This is a genomic window from Paeniglutamicibacter quisquiliarum, assembly GCF_019084045.1.
GTDB classification, from domain to species: domain Bacteria; phylum Actinomycetota; class Actinomycetes; order Actinomycetales; family Micrococcaceae; genus Paeniglutamicibacter; species Paeniglutamicibacter quisquiliarum.
In genome coordinates this window covers 261,908-279,228 of record NZ_JAHRED010000001.1, presented here as the reverse complement: position 1 = coordinate 279,228, position 17,321 = coordinate 261,908, and the positions used below count along the sequence as shown (strand labels likewise).

Here is a 17,321-nt window from a genome sequence, read left to right as displayed (position 1 = left end):
GGCTGCCGGGATGCGGAACGGGCGAGGGGCTACTTCGAGGCCAGGGAGATGTCGTACTCCTCGGTCAGCTTCTTGTACTTGGCGGCCAGCTCGTTCCACTCGGTCACCACTTCCTCGCCCGTGATTTCCTTCGGGGTCAGCAGGGTGGATTCGTTGAAGGACTTGTAGGTGTCCTTGGCGACCGCTGCCTTGACCGCGTCGGTGAGTGCGGTCTTGGTCTCGGCGCTCAGGCCCTTGGGAGCGGCGATCGCGCGGTACTGCGAGACCGGGACGTCGTAGCCGGCCTCGATGGCGGTCGGCACGTCCGGGAGGAATTCATTGCGTTCGGAGGAGAAGACCACCAGCGGAACCACGGTTCCGGCATCGATCTGCGGCTTGGCCTCGCCGAGCTGGATGGTGGAGACCTGGACCTGGTTGCCCATGACCGCGGTCAATGCCGGGGAGCCGGAGTCGAAGGGAACGGTCGTGCCCTCGATCTCGGCCTGCGCCAGCAGCAGCGCCTGGGCCAGCTGCGAACCGGTGCCCACGCCGGTGGTGCCGAAGGAGAGCTTCGAAGCCCCCTTCTTCAGGTCCTCGATCGACTTGACGCCCGATTCCTTGCTGGCAACCATCACGTAGTCGTCCTGGGACAGCCCGGCGATGACGTCCAGGTCCTCCAGCGAAACGGCCTCTGCCTCGGAGACGGCCAAGGGGGTGATGGTGATCAACGAGGCGTTGAGCAGGATCAGGTTTTGGCCGTCGGCCTTCATGGCCGCCACTTCCTCGGTGGCCAGGGCGCCGTTGGCGCCGGGCTTGTTGACGACCGGCATGGCAACGCCCAGCTTCTCCGCCATGCCTTCGGCGGCGGCTCGGGCGATCAGGTCGGTGGAACCGCCCGGGGCCTGGCCGACGGTCAGGGTCACCGGGCCGCTGGGGAAGGTCGCTCCCTCGGCGGCACCGCCGCCGACGTTTCCGCCGCAGGCGGCCAGCGAAAGAGCCGCGGTGGCCGCGGCCAGGGACAGCATTGCACGTCGTGTGAATTGCTTCTTCATTGCGAGATCTCCTGGGTTGTCGATGCGTGTTGCCTGGCGGGCCCCACCTGCGAGTGAGTCACAACACGTTGCCTACTTCTGGTTGAGCCTAGAAAATAGTTATGATGCTTGTCCAACCCCATCTATGCATGGAGTGATTCCCGAAAGGTATCAATTGTTCACCTTGGACCAAGCACGAAGTTTTGTCGCCGTCGCGGAGGAGCTGCATTTCGGGCGCGCCGCCGAACGGCTGAATATGACCCAACCCCCGCTGAGCCGGCAAATCCAGAAACTCGAACGAAGCGTCGGGGTTGAGCTGCTCGAACGCGACAACCGCAAGGTCAGCCTCACCGCGGCCGGGGAGGCGTTCCTCGTCGACGCGCGGCGCCTGGTGATTTCGGCCGAGCGCGCCCCGCTGAACGCGCGGCGGATTGCCTCGGGGCAGTTTGGCGAGTTGCGCATCGGGTTCACCGCCGCCTCGGGTTTCAGCCTGCTCGGTCCCCTGCTTTCGGAGATCTCCACGCAGCTGCCCAATGTGCACCTCGAGCTCTTCGAAATGGTGACGGGCGAACAGGTCAACGGGTTGGCCGACGGGGACATCGACCTGGGCCTGGCCCGGCCGCCGTTCGACGAAAAGGTGCTTGAATCTCAGCTGCTCTTCTCCGAGTCGCTCTGCATTGCGGTGCCCACCGGGCACCGGCTGGATCTGCTCCCGCGCGAGGTCGTTGTCGAAGACCTCGCGGGCGAGGCCTTAATCATGCACTCCCCCACGAAGGCCAGGTACTTCTATGACCTGGTGGTGCGGCAGATCGACATCGAGCACCAGAACGTGGTGCACACCGTCAGCCAGGTCCTGACCATGATCACGCTGGTCGCGGCAGGGCGCGGCATCGCCTTTGTGCCCGAAAGCGCCAAGCTGCTGGGCGTCGAGGGCGTGAGCTACCTGCGGCTGGAGGACATTGCGGAGGATGCGGTGGAACTGCATGCCATCTGGAACCGCGATGCCCGGAATCCCGCGATGACCAAACTGGCACAGATCGTGCGCGGCTCGATGCAGGCCTAGGGCCATGGCTTTCGCGGGGCGGGCGGGGGCCACGAATCCTGCGATACCCGACGGGTATCAAACAATACAAATATGGGCTTGGACATGCATCGATGGTGCTCCCTAGGCTGGGGTCAACGAACAACACCATCGCCCGCCACTGATCCACGCCATCGTGGAGGCGCCCCGACTTGAGGAGTATCCCCATGGCCACGTACACCCCCGCCGAACTTGCCGCCAAGCTCAAGGACGGACTGCTCTCCTTCCCGGTGACAGCCTTCGATGCGAACCTGGAAATCGACGAGGCCGGCTACCGCAGCCACCTCGACTGGCAGTCCAGCTTCGGCGTGGCGGGTCTCTTCGCCGCCGGCGGCACCGGCGAGGGCTTCACCCTCACCCCCGAGGAATCGGCCCGCGTGGTGCGCATGGCCGTCGAGGAAGCCGGCGACCGCGTTCCGGTGCTCGGCTCGGCCGGAGGCTCCACCAAGCAGGCCATCCTCAACGCCCGGGACTCCGAGGCCGCCGGCGCGCAGGGCGTGCTGCTGCTGCCGCCGTACCTGACCGAATGCGACCAGGAGGGCCTGTTCAACCACGCCTCGGCCGTCTGCTCCGCCACCTCCACCGGCGTCATCGTCTACAACCGCGCCAACGCCATCTACTCGGCCGACACCGTGGCACGCCTGGCCGACACCCACGAAAACTTCATCGGGTTCAAGGACGCCACCGGCGACATCGAGCACCTGACCCGGGTCTACACCAGGAACGGCGACCGCCTCTTCTACCTCGGCGGCCTGCCCACCGCCGAGACCTTCGCCCTGCCGCTGCTGCAGCTGGGCATGAGCACCTATTCCTCGGCCATGTACAACTTCGTTCCGGAGTTCGCCCTGGACTTCTACCAGGACGTCCGCAACCAGGACCACGCCGCCGTGACCGAAAAGCTCAAGCGCTTCGTGCTGCCATACCTGGACATCCGCGACCGCGTGGCAGGCTACGGCGTCTCCATCGTCAAGGGCGGCCTGAAGGCCATCGGCCGCGACGCCGGCCCGGTGCGCCCGCCGCTGCAGAACCTCACCGAGGCGGACCTGGCCGATTTGGGCGCACTGCTGAAGCAGGCGGGCCTGATGCCCGCCGCCGCGGCCGTCTAGCCGGGCCCCGCAGGACGCACCGACATCTTCACCGACACCCCAACTTCCGACGCAGGAGCAGCAATGTCCACGGATACCCAGCAACTGACCGGCCAGTCCATCCTGGCCGGAGCCCACACCGACGGAAACGGCGGCGAGGTGCGCGGCTTCAACCCCGCCACCAACCAGGGCCTCGACCCGGCCTACTCGCTGATCGACACCGACCAGCTGGCGCTGGCCACAATCGCGGCCGAGGACGCCTTCGAGTCCTTCCGTTCCCTTGACCCGGAAACCCACGCCTCCTTCCTCGAGGCGATCGCCGCGAACATCGAGGCCGTGGGCGAGGAGCTGGTGGCCCGCGCCATGGCGGAGACCGGGCTTCCGGAGGCGCGGCTGGTCGGCGAGCGCGGTCGCACCTGCAACCAGCTGCGGCTCTTCGCCCAGGTGGTGCGGGCGGGCGACCACCACGGGGTGCGGATCGACCCGGCACTGCCGGAGCGCACGCCGATGCCGCGGGTGGACATCCGCCAGCGCAAGATCCCGGTGGGTCCGGTGGCGGTGTTCGGTGCGTCCAACTTCCCCCTGGCCTTCTCCACCGCCGGCGGGGACACCGCCTCGGCACTGGCCGCCGGCTGCCCTGTGGTCTTCAAGGCACACAACGCCCACCCGGGCACCAGCGAGATCGTGGGCAGGGCCATCACCCAGGCCATCGCCGAAGCCAACCTGCACCCGGGAATCTTCTCGCTGGTCTACGGACCGGGCGCAAGCATCGGCCAGGCGCTGGTCTCCGACCCGCGCATCAAGGCCGTGGGCTTCACCGGTTCCCGCGGCGGCGGCACCGCGCTCATGGCCACCGCCGCAGCACGCCCGGAGCCGATCCCGGTCTACGCCGAGATGAGCTCCATCAACCCGGTCATCTTCTTCGCCGGGGCACTGGCCGAGGATGCCGCAGGACATGCCAGGGCCTACCTGGGTTCGGTCACCGGTTCCAGCGGCCAGCTCTGCACCGCACCGGGACTGGTCTTTGTCCCGGCAGGCGAAGAAGGCGACAAGTTCGCCGAGGCGCTGCGCACCGAGACGGCCAACGCCGCCGGACAGACCATGCTCACCGAAGGCATCTTCAACTCCTGGGTCCAGGGAGTCCACAACCTGGGAGCCCAGCCCGGCGTCGAGGTCCTGGGCCGCGGCAAGCCGGGGACAGGCGAAAACGCCCCGGCCCCGTCCATCTTCTCCACCGGGGTGGCGCAGCTGCTGGAGAACCCGGTGCTGCACGAGGAGATCTTCGGCGCGGCCTCCCTGGTCATCCGCTACGAGAACGCAGTCGACCTGGCCAGCGCCCTGTCCAAGCTGGAGGGCCAGCTCACCGCGACCCTGCAACTGAACGACGCCGACCACGAACTGGTCGCCGCGGTGCTGCCCATCCTGGAGCGCAAGGCAGGACGCATCCTGGTCAACGGCTGGCCCACCGGGGTCGAGGTCGGGCATGCCATGGTCCACGGCGGACCGTTCCCGGCAACCTCCGACACCCGCACCACCTCTGTCGGCACCCTGGCCATTGAGCGCTTCCTGCGCCCGGTCGCCTACCAGAACATCCCCGACTCGCTGCTGCCGGCCCCGCTGCGGCAGGGCAACCCGTGGAAGCTGACCCGCCGCATCGACGGCACCCTGAAGACCGCCGGAGAAAACGCATGAGCACCACGCAACCCACCATTGCAGCCATCGAGGTCGTCCCGGTCGCCGGGCACGACTCGATGCTGCTGAACCTCTCCGGCGCCCACGGCCCGTTCTTCACCCGCAACATCACCATCATCACCGACTCCGATGGCCGGACCGGCCTGGGCGAGGTGCCCGGCGGCGAGGCGATCCGCAGCACCATCGAGGAGGCCGGCGAACTGCTGATCGGCGCCCCGGTGGCCCGCTACCGCTCGCTGCTGCGCGAGGTCGCCACCAAGTTTGCCGACCGCGATGCGGGCGGCCGCGGTGCACAGACCTTCGATTTGCGCACCACGGTGCACGCGGTCACCGCCATCGAGTCGGCGCTGCTGGACCTTCACGGCCAGTTCCTCGGCGTTCCGGTCGCGGAGCTGCTGGGCGACGGGCAGCAGCGCGATGCGGTGCCGATGCTCGGCTACCTCTTCTATGTGGGCAACCCGGATGACACCGACCTGCCCTACCTGCGCGAGCCCAACGGCACCGATGACTGGGAGCGGGTCCGCCGCGAAGAGGCCATGACGCCTGCGGCCATCGTCAGGCTCGCCGAGGCCGCGCAAAAGCGCTACGGGTTCAAGGACTTCAAGCTCAAGGGCGGCGTGCAGGAAGGCGATGCGGAGGTCGACGCGGTCATCGCGCTGAAGCAGCGCTTCCCCGAGGCCCGCATCACCCTGGATCCCAACGGCGGCTGGCTGCTGCAGGATGCCATCCGCCTGGGCAAGCGCATGGCCGGAGTCGTTGCCTACGCCGAGGACCCGTGCGGCGCCGAGGGCAAGTTCTCCGGGCGCGAGGTGATGGCCGAGTTCCGGCGGGCCACCGGCCTGCAGACGGCCACCAACATGATCGCCACCGACTGGCGCGAAATGTCCCACGCGGTGCGCTCCAACGCCGTGGACATCCCGCTGGCCGATCCGCACTTCTGGACCATGGCGGGGTCCGTGCGCGTGGCCCAGCTCTGCAACGAGTTCGGGCTGACGTGGGGTTCGCACTCGAACAACCACTTCGACATCTCGCTTGCCATGTTCACCCAGGTCGGTGCCGCCGCCCCGGGTACGATCACCGCACTGGACACCCACTGGATCTGGCAGGACGGGCAGGGACTGACCGAGGAGCCGTTGCTGATCCGCGACGGCGAGATCAAGGTCCCCGCGCGTGCGGGCCTGGGCGTCACCCTGGACCGCACCCGGCTGGCCGAGGCGCACGAGCTCTACCTGGAACACGGGCTGGGCTCGCGCGACGACGCGGCATCCATGCAGTACCTGATTCCCGGATGGGAATTCAACGCGAAGTCCCCGGCGCTGGTCCGCTAGCGCCGATCTTGCAAAACGCCCCATAAAAAGCAGGGACGCGGGAAACGTTCGTCGGAACGTTCCCCGCGTCCCTGCCATGCTTAAGCGCGGGCGTGGATCGCGCCCGCTTTTTAGACGCCGTTTCAGGAGGCCATGTGCAGGGAGTGCTCCAGGGCTTCACGATCGTGCTGATCCTGATCTTCATCGGGCTGGCCACCGCGCGGTTCCTGCCGCGCAAGCGCGAATCCATCGCCACCGGGCTGACCCCGCTGATTTACTACATCACCAATCCCGCGCTGATGTTCACCCTGCTGGCCGACACCGACCTGCGCTCCGTGATCGGGGTGTTCACCCCGATAGCGCTCATCACCGCAGCGCTGACCGGCGGACTCTACGCGCTGTGCGCCAGGCTTTTCCTCAAGGTGCCGGCGACCCGGCTTCCCGGTGCCGCCATGTCCACCAGCTACGTCAACGCCGGAAACATCGGCGTCCCGCTGGCGCTCTACGCGGTGGGAAGCACCAACCCGGTGGTCTCGGTCCTCATCGCCCAGCTGCTGCTGATCGCCCCGGTCTACCTGTGCTTCTTCGCCCTGGCCGCCCGCGCCGCCGGAAACCGGCAGCACCAGACACCCTTGGGCAAGACCATCCTGCGCTCCATCGCCAACCCGGTCACCATCGCCACGTTCATCGGAGCGCTCTTCGCCGCCTTCAACCTGCACCTGCCCCGGGTCATCCACATCCCGCTGGACATGCTGGGCCAGGCCTCCATCCCGCTGCTGCTGATGGCCTTTGGCATGTCGCTCTACGGGCAGCGCCCGCTGGCGGAGAAGTCGCTGCGCGGCGAGGTCTTCCTGGCCACCTTCTTCAAGATGGCCTTCATGCCGCTGGTGGCGTGGGTCTTCGGCGCCTTCGTGTTCGGGCTGCAGGGCACCGCGCTGCTCGGGGTGGTGATCATGGCGGCTCTTCCCACGGCGCAGAACGTGCTGCTCTTTTCACAGCAGTTCAGGCTGGACACCACCGTGGTCCGCGAGGTGGTGCTCTGCAGCACCCTGCTGGCCCTGCCGGTGACGCTGGTGATCACGCTCCTGCTGGGCTGATCACGGGCGCTGCCCGCACGACGCGACGGCATCTACGCTCCCTGCTCCCCCACCTCCTCCGGCCACGCCCTGATCTGGCCGAGGATTAGCCGAGCCACCGGAAGTTGCGCATCCCCGGAACACCTGCGTTAAACAGGAGTGGTGGGGTCCGGCCCACGGCCGCACCCCACCACGTGTTTCCCGGATCGGCCGGGCTAGCCGATTTCGACCTTCATTTCCTCAAACATCTTCTGTGCCGCATCGTCGGTGCCCAGGCGCCCGAAGAACACCTCGAGGCCGTAGCGGTACAGGATGTCCTGCAGCCCGCTGAATCCGCGCGGCGGAATCGGCTCGGCCGCGGTGACCTCGTCCTCGATGTCGGCGATGAACTCGGCCGAGAGGGCGTCCGGGCCCTCCAGCTTGTCGACCACTGCCTTGCGGACCTCGAGGTTGGAGGGAAGTCCGCGGTCGGCCAGGTTGAGCAGGCCGGCCTCCGGCGAGTTCACCATGAAGTCGATGAACTTCTTGACCTCTTCGGGGTGCTTGGTGCCCTTGGTGGCGGACATGAACATCGATGACTTGAAGAAGGTCTGCGATCCGCCGGCTTCCCCGCTGCGGCCCGGCATGCGCAGGGGCACGAGGTCCTCGCCGGAGGCACCGGAAAGGGCTGCCAGCTGGTTGGTCCACCACATGCCCATGGCCGCCCCGTTGGTGCCGGTCAGCGACCTGTCGGGGCCCGGGCTCTGGTCCTCGGCGATGCCCGAGGCGCTCGGAATGGCCTCGGCCTCCATGAGCCCCTTGAGCATCTCGAAGTACGAGGCGGCATCCGCCGGCTCGAATCCGAGGGTGCCCTCGGCGGTGGTCAGCGACTTTCCGTCCTGGCGCAGCCAGAACTGGAACCCCGCGGGCTCGTTGGGTCCGGTGGCGCCGAACGCCTCGGTGCCCTTGGTGATCTTGGCCGAGATGTCGCTGTAGTCGTCCCAGGTCCAGGTCTTGTCATCCGGCAGCTCGACGCCGGCTTCCTTGAAGAGCGTCGGGTTGGCCATCATGGCCATCGCGTTGATGCCGGTGGTGATGCCGACGACGCCGTCCTCGGTGGTGCCGTTGGCGATCGCCGCCTCGTCGAACTTGGAAACGTCGATGTCGGAAAGGTCCAGCAGCGCTCCGCGGTCCGCGTATTCACGCAGGTACTTGTCGTCCATCTGGATGATGTCAGGCGCATCGTTGGAGGCGACCTGGGTGGCCAGCTTGTCCCAGTAGCCGCCCCAGTCGCCGTACTCGCCCTGGATCTTGATGCCCGGGTTCTTGGCTTCGAATGCCTCGATGATCTTCTGGGTGGCCGCGGACCGCGACTCCGAACCCCACCAGGAAAAGCGCAAGGTCACATCTCCGTTGGCGTCGGCGGCGCTTCCGCTGCCGCCGCATCCGGTCAATGCAAGCGCGGCAATGGAAGCCACCGCCGTAAATTTGGCCAGTCGAGCGAATCTCATCATCGAATCCTCAGTCTTGGGTGTGGAGCACGGTCATCCGCCGTTGGGAAAGCGGTTTCCAACACCGTATGTGTGATTGGAATCACCCGTCAAGTGGTCCGGCGAGCTTCATCTTGTCAATTGCGCATCCATTGATACCCAAAGGGCAATCAACGAACTCACAGGCAAAACGCGGTGCTTTCGCGCAGGACCGGCTCCCCCTCAACCACCTGGATGGCCTCCTCGCCCTCCTCGCCCAGGAGCATCCTGGCCGCCTGCTCCCCCATCGCATCCAGCGGCAGGCGCACGGTGGTGACCGAGGGAACCATGTCCTCCAGCGTGGCAATGTCATCAAACCCGGCCACCGCCACATCCTGCGGCACGCGCAGGCCGGCGCGCCGCACGGCGGTCAGGGCACCCAGGGCCATCACGTCGTTGGCGGCCAGGACGCAGACCTGCCCCCGGGCCACCTCGCCCTTCGCGGACTCGAGGTATTCGGTCATGGCCTCCAGCCCGCCGTCGCGCGTGAAGATGCCCGGCAGCACGGCGAGCGGCTCAAGGCCGGCCTCCGCCAGGCCCTCCAAGATGCCGGCATGCCGGTCCCCCACCGTCACCAGGTTCATGTCCCCGGACAGGATGACGAAACGCCGGTGCCCCAGTGCCACCAGCTGGCGCACCAGCTCGGCGGCGGACCCGCGGTTGTCCACGCGCAGGCCCAGCGTTCCGGGCAGCGGCTGGCCGATCATGACCACCCTGCCGCCGTTCTTCCGGTACGTCTCCACCGCCGCGGCAAGGTGCTCGTCGCCGTCAACGGTGCGCGACCCGGCCAGCACGATGCCCTCCGTGCGGTAGGACATGAAGGCGCGCACGGCCTCCATTTCGGTCTCGCCGTCCCTGTCGGTGCTCGAGAGCATGACGCGCAGCCCCGAGCCCTTCAGCCCGTGCTGGACCCCGTGGGCGATGGAGGAGAAATACGGGTCGGCGATGTCATGCACGATCAGCCCGACCAGCCCCGCCGAGGAACGGGCCAGCGCCTGCGCCTGGGCATTGGGGAAGTAGCCCAGTCGCTCGGCGGCGCCGCGGACCTTCTCCGCGATTGCCTCAGCCGGACTCCGCGAGGAGCCGTTGAGCACCCGGGACGCGGTCGCCGGAGAGACCCCTGCCTCCCGGGCCACATCTGCCAGCCGTACGACCATCTGGAAAACCACCTTTCATCGATTCCGGCGCCACGCCGAAACCCTCAAGCCATTGTGACAGTTGACACGTCGATCCAAACGAATATATCTTGGAAAGCGCATTCCCACTTACTTTCCCGAGATTTACCGACCCGATTCCAGGAGTCAGAAGACCATGCCGGAAACACAAGTACTTCGCATCGCCATGAACGGTATCACCGGTCGCATGGGATACCGCCAGCACCTCCTGCGCTCGATCCTTCCCATCCGCGACCAGGGCGGCATCACCCTGGCCGACGGGCGCAAGGTCACCGTCCAGCCCATCCTGGTCGGCCGCAACGAGGACAAGATCCGGGAACTCGCCCGCATCCACAAGATCGAGCACTGGACCACCGACCTCGACGAGGTCATCAACGACCCCACCGTCGACATCGTGTTCGACGCATCCATGACCTCCCTGCGCGCCGAAACGCTGACCAAGGCCATCAACGCAGGCAAGCACATCTTCACCGAGAAGCCCACCGCCGAAACCCTCGACGAGGCCATCGAGCTGGCCAGGATCGCCAAGGCCAAGGGCATCACCGCCGGCGTGGTGCACGACAAGCTCTACCTCCCGGGACTGGTCAAGCTGCGCCGCCTGGTCGAGGAGGGATTCTTCGGAAGGATCCTCTCGCTGCGCGGGGAATTCGGCTACTGGGTCTTCGAGGGCGACATCCAGTCCGCCCAGCGCCCCAGCTGGAACTACCGCCTGGCCGACGGCGGCTCGATGACCACCGACATGTACTGCCACTGGAACTACGTGCTCGAGGGCATCATCGGCAAGGTCAAGTCGGTCACCTCGAAGACAGCCACCCACATCCCCTCCCGCTGGGACGAGCGCAACGAGGAATACACCGCCACCGCGGACGACGCCGCCTACGGCATCTTCGAACTCGAAACCCCTGCCGGCGATCCGGTCGTTGCCCAGATCAACTCCTCCTGGGCGGTGCGCGTGTACCGCGACGAGCTCGTCGAATTCCAGATCGACGGCACCCACGGCTCCGCCGTCGCGGGCCTGAACAAGTGCGTCGCCCAGCAGCGCGCCCACACCCCCAAGCCCGTGTGGAACCCGGACCTTCCGGTCACCGAGTCCTTCCGCGACCAGTGGCTCGAGGTCCCGGCCAACGACGAACTCGACAACGGCTTCAAGCGCCAGTGGGAGGAATTCCTGGGCGACGTGGTCAACGGCCGCGAACACCGCTTCGGCCTGCTTTCGGCCGCGCGCGGCGTCCAGCTGGCAGAGCTCGGCCTGCAGTCTGCCGCCGAACGCCGCACCATCGACATCCCGGAGGTCGTGCTGTGAGCCTGGCAACCAGCACCACCCTGCTGCTGCCGGGAACCGACGGCACGCTGCGCGAACACACCATGAACGCACCCGGGGCCTGGACCCGGCCGACGGCGCCGATCACCTCGCGCAACGTCTACGCGGCGGCCCACGTGGTCCCGCAGATGGCGGCCGAGAACACCCCGGGATCGCCGGCGACGCTGGACTGGGAGGCAACCCTGGGCTACCGCCACGAGCTCTGGTCCTGGGGACTGGGTGTCGCCGACGCCATGGACACCGCCCAGCGCGGCATGGGCCTGGACTGGGCGGCCACCCAGGAACTGATCGCGCGCTCCTGCGCGGAGGCGACCTCCGTGGTACACGCCGCACCCGCCGCCTTGCGCGGCAAGAGCGTGCGGGACCTGATCTCCTGCGGCGTGGGCACCGACCAGCTGCAGCCCGATTCCCTGCAGCCAGGCATTGCGGGACTGGACGCCGTCAAGGCCGCCTACCTCGAACAGCTCGAGGTCGTCGAGGCCGCCGGCGCCAAGACCATCATCATGTGCTCCCGCGACCTGGCCCGGGTGGCCCGCAACGCCGAGGACTACCTGGGCATCTACACCGAGCTGCTCGAGCAGTCCTCCCGGCCGGTCATCCTGCACTGGCTGGGCACTATGTTCGATCCGGCGCTGGAAGGCTACTGGGGTTCCACCGACGTCGCGGTGGCCACCGCGACCTTCCTGGAACTCATTGCCTCCAACCCGTCCAAGGTCGACGGGGTCAAGGTGTCCCTGCTCGATGCCGGGCACGAAACCCAATTGCGCGCGGCCCTCCCGGCCGGAGTGCGCCTCTACACGGGCGACGACTTCAACTACCCGGAGCTGATCCGCGGCGACGGCCAGCGGCATTCAGATGCCCTGCTGGGGATCTTTGCCGCCATCTACCCCGCGGCCTCCACCGCGCTGCAGGCCTTTGATGCCGGGGACGCGGAGCGCGGATACCAGATCCTTGCCTCCACCCAGAAGCTGGGCCGGCACATCTTCAGTACCCCGACCTTCTACTACAAGACGGGCATCGCGTTCCTGGCCTGGCTCAACGGCCACCAGTCCGGCTTCCAGCTGGTCGGCGGCCTGCACTCCGGGCGCTCGCTCCCGCACCTGGCCAAGACCTTTGCCCTGGCGGACGAGGCCGGGCTGCTGCGCGACCCGGACCTGGCCGCACGCCGCATGGGCGCGCTGCTCACCACCGGAGGATTCAATTGAGCTTCGAACTATCCCTGAACACCGGCACCACCCCAAATCTGACCCTCGAGGAGGCAATCCGCCACACCGCCGAGGCGGGCCTGAGCCATATCGGGCTCTGGCGGCACCTGCTGGTGGACGGCGCGGAGGCAGCAGCCAAGGCGGTTTCCGCCGCGGGACTCAGCGTCTCCTCGCTGTGCCGCGGCGGATTCCTCACTGCCTCCGACGCCGCCGGCCAGGCCGCGGCCCTGACGGAAAACCGCCGGGCCATCGAAGAGGCCGCGGCCCTGGGCACCGGCGAATTGATCATGGTCGTCGGCGGGCTCCCGGCAGCGGCCCACGTCCTGGGCGGTGCCGGCGATCGGGGCGACAAGGACGTCACCGCGGCCCGCGGCAGGGTCGCTGACCGGCTGGCCGAGCTGGTCCCCTACGCCGCCGAGCACCGGGTCCGCCTGGTGCTCGAGGCCCTGCACCCGATGTACGCGGCAGACCGGGCCGTGCTCTCCACGCTGGACCAGGCGCTTGACCTGGCCGCCCCGCACCCTGCCTCCGCTGTGGGCGTCGTCGTTGACACGTTCCACGTCTGGTGGGATCCGTCCCTGTCCCGGGCCATTGCCCGCGCCGGGACCGAGGGCAGGTTGGCCGGCTACCAGGTGTGTGACTTCAACCTGCCCATTGCCAACGATGCCCTGAAATCCCGTGGCATGATGGGCGATGGCTACGTCGATTTTGCCTCCATTTCCCGCGCGGTTGCCGAGGCCGGATACACCGGGCCGGTCGAGGTGGAGATCTTCAATGAGGACATCAACAACCAGGACGCCGCGATCACCCTTCAAACGATGAAGGAACGCTACGCGCAGCTGGTCCTGCCGTCCCTGCAAGGGGCCGGCTCGCTGGTGTAGCACCCCCTGGCGGGCACCGGCCACCACCGGCCGGTGCCCGCCGCATTGCCGAGCGTCGCGGCCCTGTTCCGCGACAGAACTGAAGGAGCGAGCATGAGCACCCCACCCGCACGAATCTGCCTGGTCGGCATTCGCGGCTTCGGCCTGCGCCACCTGGAGAACATCCGCGCGCTGGAGGCCGGTGGTCACGCGGTGCTGACCAGCGCGGTGGACCGAAGCCACCGGGCAGGTGAGCAGCCGCTGGGCACGGACGTGGCCATGTACAGCTCGCTGGCCCAGGCCGCGGAGGCCGGTGAGCCCATCGACATCGTGGTGCTTTCAACCCCCATCGACACCCACTTCGAGCAGGGAATGATCGCCGTGTCCATGGGTGCGGACCTGTTGCTGGAAAAGCCGCCGACGGCCACCCTGGCCCAATTCGAAGAGCTCCTGCAGGCCTCGAAGGATGCCGGGACCCGCATCCAGGTCGGCTTCCAGTCGCTGGGTTCCCATGCACTCCCGGCCATCGCCGAGCTGCTGGACTCCGGCACCATTGGCGAGTTGCGCGCCGTGGGCGCGACGGGCATGTGGCAGCGCGATGCAGCCTACTATTCCCGTTCCCCCTGGGCCGGCAAGCGGGTTCTTGACGGGGTCCAGGTGGTCGACGGGGTCATCACCAATCCCCTGGCCCACGCCGTCATGACCGCCCTGCACATCGCCGGGGCGCAGGAAACCGGCGACATTGCCGAACTGCACACCGAGCTGTTCCATGCCAACGGCATCGAGGCCGACGACACCTCCACGCTCAGCGTGACGACGGCGGTCGGGACACCGATCACCGCCGTGCTGGCGACCACGGCCGCCGAACAAAAAGACCCGTTCATCACGATCTCCGGGACCAACGGGCAGGCGATCTTCCACTACACCCGCGACGAACTGGCCATCACCCCGCAGGACGGCGAGAGAACCGTGCAGATGTTCGGGCGCACCGATCTGCTGCGGAACCTGATCGAGTCCCGCGGCCCCGAAGCCGCCGCGTTGCTGAGCCCCTTGGAGCGCACCGGTTCCTTCATGCGGGTGCTCGAGGCCGTGCGCACCGCGGAAGATCCCGCACCCATCGCCGCCGAGCACCTGCGCATCGTGGGCGAGGGCCCCGCGCAGCACGTGGTGGTTCCGGGAATCGAGGAGCTGGCCAAGCGGGCCATGAAGTCCCCCGCCACGTTCTCCTCCCTCGGTGCACCCTGGGCCGCCCCGGCACCGACCGGGGAACCGCTGCGCGTGGCAGGCCGCGAAGTGGCGGGCGTGCGCCTGGGCACCGAGCTGTCCCCCACCAACTCCCCTCGCCCCTTCCTTCACCCGGTGCGCACCCTGGCCAACACGGTGCTCACCGACCAGCAGCCGCTCGACCACACCTGGCACCTCGGGGTTGGCGTGGCCATCCAGGACGTCGACGGCGTGAATTTCTGGGGCGGCCGCACCTACACCCGCGAAGCGGGCCGCTACGTCTGGCGCAAGGACCACGGTCGCATCGAGCTGCTCTCCTCCACCGGGGACGAGACGCGGCGCGAGGACACCCTGGCCTGGATCGGGCCGGACGGAAGCACCATCCTGGATGAGGAACGCACCATCACCGCAACCGCGGGTACGAACGGAAGCTGGGAGCTGGGCTACGACTTCACCCTCACGCCCCACGGTGCCGCGGCGGTGAACCTGGGCAGCCCAGGCTCCAACGGCCGCCTGGCAGGGGGTTACGGCGGATTCTTCTGGCGCCTGCCCGTCGTCGCGAACGCGGAGATCTTCACCGCAGAGGCAAGCGGCGAGGACGCGGTCCACGGAAGCGTTTCCCCCTGGCTCGCGTTAACCGCCGACTTCGGCGGATCCGAGGCAACGATTATCTTCCACGCCACCGACGAGGACCCGTGGTTCGTGCGCTGCGCAGGATACCCGGGCATCGGGCGCTCGCTGGCCTGGGAACAGCCGCTGGCCACCACCCGCGAGCACCCCGTGTCCCGCTCGGTGCGGGTTATCCTCGCCGACGGCCGCCTCGGGGCCGAGCAAGTCGTTGGCCTGCTGGCCGAGGCAGGGATCCCCGCATGAGCACTGCGGCGGCATTCGCCGATCCCGAGCTCGCGGAAAAGCACCGCCGGGTGCACTCGATCCTCGAAGCGCGCGGCGCCGACGCCCTGGTGCTGGACTCCCCCGCCGCGCTGGGCTGGTTCCTGGCCGGGACGCGCAGCCATGTCTCGCTCGCCGGAGCCCCCGTGGCCCAGGTCCTGGTTCACCGGCACGGGGCGGCCCTGGTCGTGTTCGAGAACGAGGCCGATCGCCTGGTGGCCGAGGAGGTCCCGCCGGGGCTGGAGATCCTGTCCGTGCCCTGGCACGCGTCGCTGTCCGAGTACGGCGCACGCGCAGCGAAGGAACACGGCTTCGTCCAGGTCTTGGCCGAGGATGCTGTCGCACTGGAGCTGCGCGCTGCACGCGCGGCACTGCTGGACGTGGAACAGGAACGCTATCGGCGATTGTCCGCGGACACCGCTCGGGCATTGACCGACGTGCTCCTGACGGCAACCCCACACGACTCCGAGCGCGAGATCGCGGCACGCCTCGCCGCGCGGATCGTGGGCGATGGCAGCGACCCGCTTGTGGTCTTGGTCGCCGGCGAGCAGCGCCTGGGCTTCAGGCATCCCTTGCCGACCGGTTCCCCGGTGGGCAATCGGATGATGGCGGTGCTGTGCGCCCGACGCGCGGGATTGATAGCAAACGTGACCCGCTGGGTCTCCTTCACCCCGAGCACCGCCAGACAGCGTGGCGACGAGGAGGCGATCCTTGCCGTCGAGGCGGACATTCTCGCCGCCACCCGACCCGGCATCAGTCTGGAGTCATTGCTGGCTGTCATCCAACAGGCATATCCGCGCCACGGCTTCGCCGCTGACGAATGGACACGCCACCACCAGGGAGGACCCACCGGATACGCGGGACGCGACCCGCGCCTGGTGCCGGGAGTTGAGGACGTGATCGTCGCCGGGCAGGCCTTTGCCTGGAATCCCTCGGCACCTGGCGTGAAGGTCGAGGACACCATGCTGCTGGTCGAAAACGGTCTCGAGGTGCTCAGCATCGACGAGCGCTGGCCGACCGTGAACGTTGCCGGACGCCCGCGGCCTGCTGTCCTGGTGCATTAACAAGGAACCACGGCTGAATGCTGTTGCGCCCTTGCCCGGGGGTGCAACAGCTCGGGTCCGCTAACCGGCAGCAGCGGTGAAGAAAGTCCATGGGAATGCGGACGGTTCTGCCTCGGCAGTCAACATGATCCCCTTCGAGAGCCTGTCATTTTTCGACCCGCAGACGGCCTGCCTTGCGAAATACCAGTACCCCTGGACGAGCGCTGCCTTGCACGAAAGATACTTTGTGTTGAATGTGTACACAAGTGCTATTGTGGTTACATGAACTCGATCACCTCATCCGTCACGATTCGAGAACTTCGCGATGGACTCGCCGATGCCGTAGGCCGTGCCAGCTATGGACGTGAACGTGTGCAGATCACCAAGAATGGCAAGCCGGCGGCTGTGCTCATTGGACCCGAGGATTTTGAGCTGCTGGAGCAACTGGAAATGCTTCGTGACGTCGCCGAATACCGAGCAGCCAAGTCGGCTGACGACGGCGGGCGCATCAGCTTGAACGAACTGCGTGCTGAGCTGGACGCGTGAGTTCTTACCGCGTTGTATTTACCACCGCGGCAGCCAAGGAACTCAGAAAGCTTGACCCTGGTATCCGAAGGCGCATCCTGTCTGGCATTGCCGATCTTGAGCGGGAACCCCGCCCCGCAGGATGCAAGAAACTGGCCGGCGAAACCAATGCTTGGCGGATTCGCGTTGGAGACTACCGGGTACTCTACGACGTTGTTGACGATATTCTGATCGTCACTGTGGTCCGAGTGGCACACCGCCGCGAGGTTTACAAATAGCCACCCGCCACGTGTGATGAACACTTGGATGCCCTCGGTT

15 protein-coding genes are annotated in these 17,321 nt (G+C 67.3%); 12 read left to right on the top strand and 3 right to left on the bottom strand.

What is annotated here, in order from left to right:
* Window positions 1-29 precede the first annotated feature (29 nt).
* Window positions 30-1,031, bottom strand: coding sequence for a Bug family tripartite tricarboxylate transporter substrate binding protein (locus KRR55_RS01245; protein WP_217387221.1), 1,002 nt, complete (start codon window positions 1,029-1,031; stop codon window positions 30-32).
* Between the two features lie 154 nt (window positions 1,032-1,185).
* Here KRR55_RS01245 and KRR55_RS01240 point away from each other — a divergent pair, with 154 nt between their 5' ends.
* The 5 genes from KRR55_RS01240 (at window position 1,186) to KRR55_RS01220 (ending at window position 7,272) form a co-directional block, all read left to right on the top strand.
* Window positions 1,186-2,073 carry a LysR family transcriptional regulator gene (locus KRR55_RS01240; RefSeq protein WP_217387220.1) on the top strand — a complete coding sequence of 296 codons (888 nt, stop codon included), beginning with the start codon at window positions 1,186-1,188 and terminating at the stop codon, window positions 2,071-2,073.
* 185 nt (window positions 2,074-2,258) lie between these two features.
* Window positions 2,259-3,197, top strand: a complete 939-nt coding sequence (gene kdgD, locus KRR55_RS01235; protein WP_217387219.1) for a 5-dehydro-4-deoxyglucarate dehydratase — start codon at window positions 2,259-2,261, stop codon at window positions 3,195-3,197.
* Between the two features lie 63 nt (window positions 3,198-3,260).
* The gene (locus KRR55_RS01230; RefSeq protein WP_217387218.1) at window positions 3,261-4,868 is read left to right on the top strand and encodes an aldehyde dehydrogenase (NADP(+)); all 1,608 of its coding nucleotides are present in this window, start codon (window positions 3,261-3,263) and stop codon (window positions 4,866-4,868) included.
* Entirely contained in the window at window positions 4,865-6,196 is a 1,332-nt protein-coding gene (locus KRR55_RS01225; RefSeq protein ID WP_217387217.1) for an enolase C-terminal domain-like protein, read from the top strand. Before KRR55_RS01230 ends, KRR55_RS01225 begins: the two co-directional genes overlap by 4 nt.
* Window positions 6,197-6,330: 134 nt before the next feature.
* The gene (locus tag KRR55_RS01220) at window positions 6,331-7,272 is read left to right on the top strand and encodes an AEC family transporter (protein WP_217387216.1); all 942 of its coding nucleotides are present in this window, start codon (window positions 6,331-6,333) and stop codon (window positions 7,270-7,272) included.
* Window positions 7,273-7,466: 194 nt separating this feature from the next.
* On the opposite strand, the gene KRR55_RS01215 is transcribed toward KRR55_RS01220, so the two are convergent.
* Window positions 7,467-8,741, bottom strand: a complete 1,275-nt coding sequence (locus KRR55_RS01215; RefSeq protein WP_254455727.1) for an ABC transporter substrate-binding protein — start codon at window positions 8,739-8,741, stop codon at window positions 7,467-7,469.
* Window positions 8,742-8,899: 158 nt separating this feature from the next.
* Window positions 8,900-9,916, bottom strand: coding sequence for a LacI family DNA-binding transcriptional regulator (locus KRR55_RS01210; RefSeq protein ID WP_217387214.1), 1,017 nt, complete (start codon window positions 9,914-9,916; stop codon window positions 8,900-8,902).
* A gap of 154 nt (window positions 9,917-10,070) precedes the next feature.
* Between KRR55_RS01210 and KRR55_RS01205 the strand changes: the two genes are divergently transcribed.
* From KRR55_RS01205 to KRR55_RS01175, 7 genes are all read left to right on the top strand, one after another.
* On the top strand, window positions 10,071-11,237 hold the full coding sequence (locus tag KRR55_RS01205; RefSeq protein ID WP_217387213.1) for a Gfo/Idh/MocA family protein: 1,167 nt from the start codon (window positions 10,071-10,073) through the stop codon (window positions 11,235-11,237).
* A 62-nt stretch (window positions 11,238-11,299) separates the two neighbouring features.
* Complete coding sequence (locus KRR55_RS01200) at window positions 11,300-12,460, top strand: dihydrodipicolinate synthase family protein (RefSeq protein ID WP_217387661.1); 1,161 nt, start codon at window positions 11,300-11,302, stop codon at window positions 12,458-12,460.
* Entirely contained in the window at window positions 12,451-13,341 is an 891-nt protein-coding gene (locus tag KRR55_RS01195; RefSeq protein ID WP_217387660.1) for a sugar phosphate isomerase/epimerase family protein, read from the top strand. The genes KRR55_RS01200 and KRR55_RS01195 overlap by 10 nt, the downstream gene beginning before the upstream one ends.
* A 93-nt stretch (window positions 13,342-13,434) precedes the next feature.
* On the top strand, window positions 13,435-15,417 hold the full coding sequence (locus KRR55_RS01190; protein ID WP_217387212.1) for a DUF6807 family protein: 1,983 nt from the start codon (window positions 13,435-13,437) through the stop codon (window positions 15,415-15,417).
* Window positions 15,414-16,499 (top strand): M24 family metallopeptidase, encoded by a 1,086-nt coding sequence (locus KRR55_RS01185; RefSeq protein WP_217387211.1) that lies wholly within the window; start codon window positions 15,414-15,416, stop codon window positions 16,497-16,499. Before KRR55_RS01190 ends, KRR55_RS01185 begins: the two co-directional genes overlap by 4 nt.
* Window positions 16,500-16,760: 261 nt before the next feature.
* On the top strand, window positions 16,761-17,024 hold the full coding sequence (locus KRR55_RS01180) for a type II toxin-antitoxin system Phd/YefM family antitoxin (RefSeq protein ID WP_217387210.1): 264 nt from the start codon (window positions 16,761-16,763) through the stop codon (window positions 17,022-17,024).
* Window positions 17,021-17,281, top strand: a complete 261-nt coding sequence (locus KRR55_RS01175; RefSeq protein WP_217387209.1) for a type II toxin-antitoxin system RelE family toxin — start codon at window positions 17,021-17,023, stop codon at window positions 17,279-17,281. Before KRR55_RS01180 ends, KRR55_RS01175 begins: the two co-directional genes overlap by 4 nt.
* Window positions 17,282-17,321 lie beyond the last annotated feature (40 nt).

Bases quoted from the DNA above. Each gene is read 5' to 3' on its own strand.
- KRR55_RS01185 (WP_217387211.1), top strand. From the start codon at position 15,414: ATGAGCACTGCGGCGGCATTCGCCGATCCCGAGCTCGCGGAAAAGCAC.
- KRR55_RS01215 (WP_254455727.1), bottom strand. From the start codon at position 8,741: ATGAGATTCGCTCGACTGGCCAAATTTACGGCGGTGGCTTCCATTGCC.
- KRR55_RS01210 (WP_217387214.1), bottom strand. From the start codon at position 9,916: ATGGTCGTACGGCTGGCAGATGTGGCCCGGGAGGCAGGGGTCTCTCCG.
- KRR55_RS01225 (WP_217387217.1), top strand. From the start codon at position 4,865: ATGAGCACCACGCAACCCACCATTGCAGCCATCGAGGTCGTCCCGGTC.
- KRR55_RS01180 (WP_217387210.1), top strand. From the start codon at position 16,761: ATGAACTCGATCACCTCATCCGTCACGATTCGAGAACTTCGCGATGGA.
- KRR55_RS01230 (WP_217387218.1), top strand. From the start codon at position 3,261: ATGTCCACGGATACCCAGCAACTGACCGGCCAGTCCATCCTGGCCGGA.
- KRR55_RS01190 (WP_217387212.1), top strand. From the start codon at position 13,435: ATGAGCACCCCACCCGCACGAATCTGCCTGGTCGGCATTCGCGGCTTC.
- kdgD (WP_217387219.1), top strand. From the start codon at position 2,259: ATGGCCACGTACACCCCCGCCGAACTTGCCGCCAAGCTCAAGGACGGA.
- KRR55_RS01205 (WP_217387213.1), top strand. From the start codon at position 10,071: ATGCCGGAAACACAAGTACTTCGCATCGCCATGAACGGTATCACCGGT.
- KRR55_RS01200 (WP_217387661.1), top strand. From the start codon at position 11,300: ATGAACGCACCCGGGGCCTGGACCCGGCCGACGGCGCCGATCACCTCG.
- KRR55_RS01245 (WP_217387221.1), bottom strand. From the start codon at position 1,031: ATGAAGAAGCAATTCACACGACGTGCAATGCTGTCCCTGGCCGCGGCC.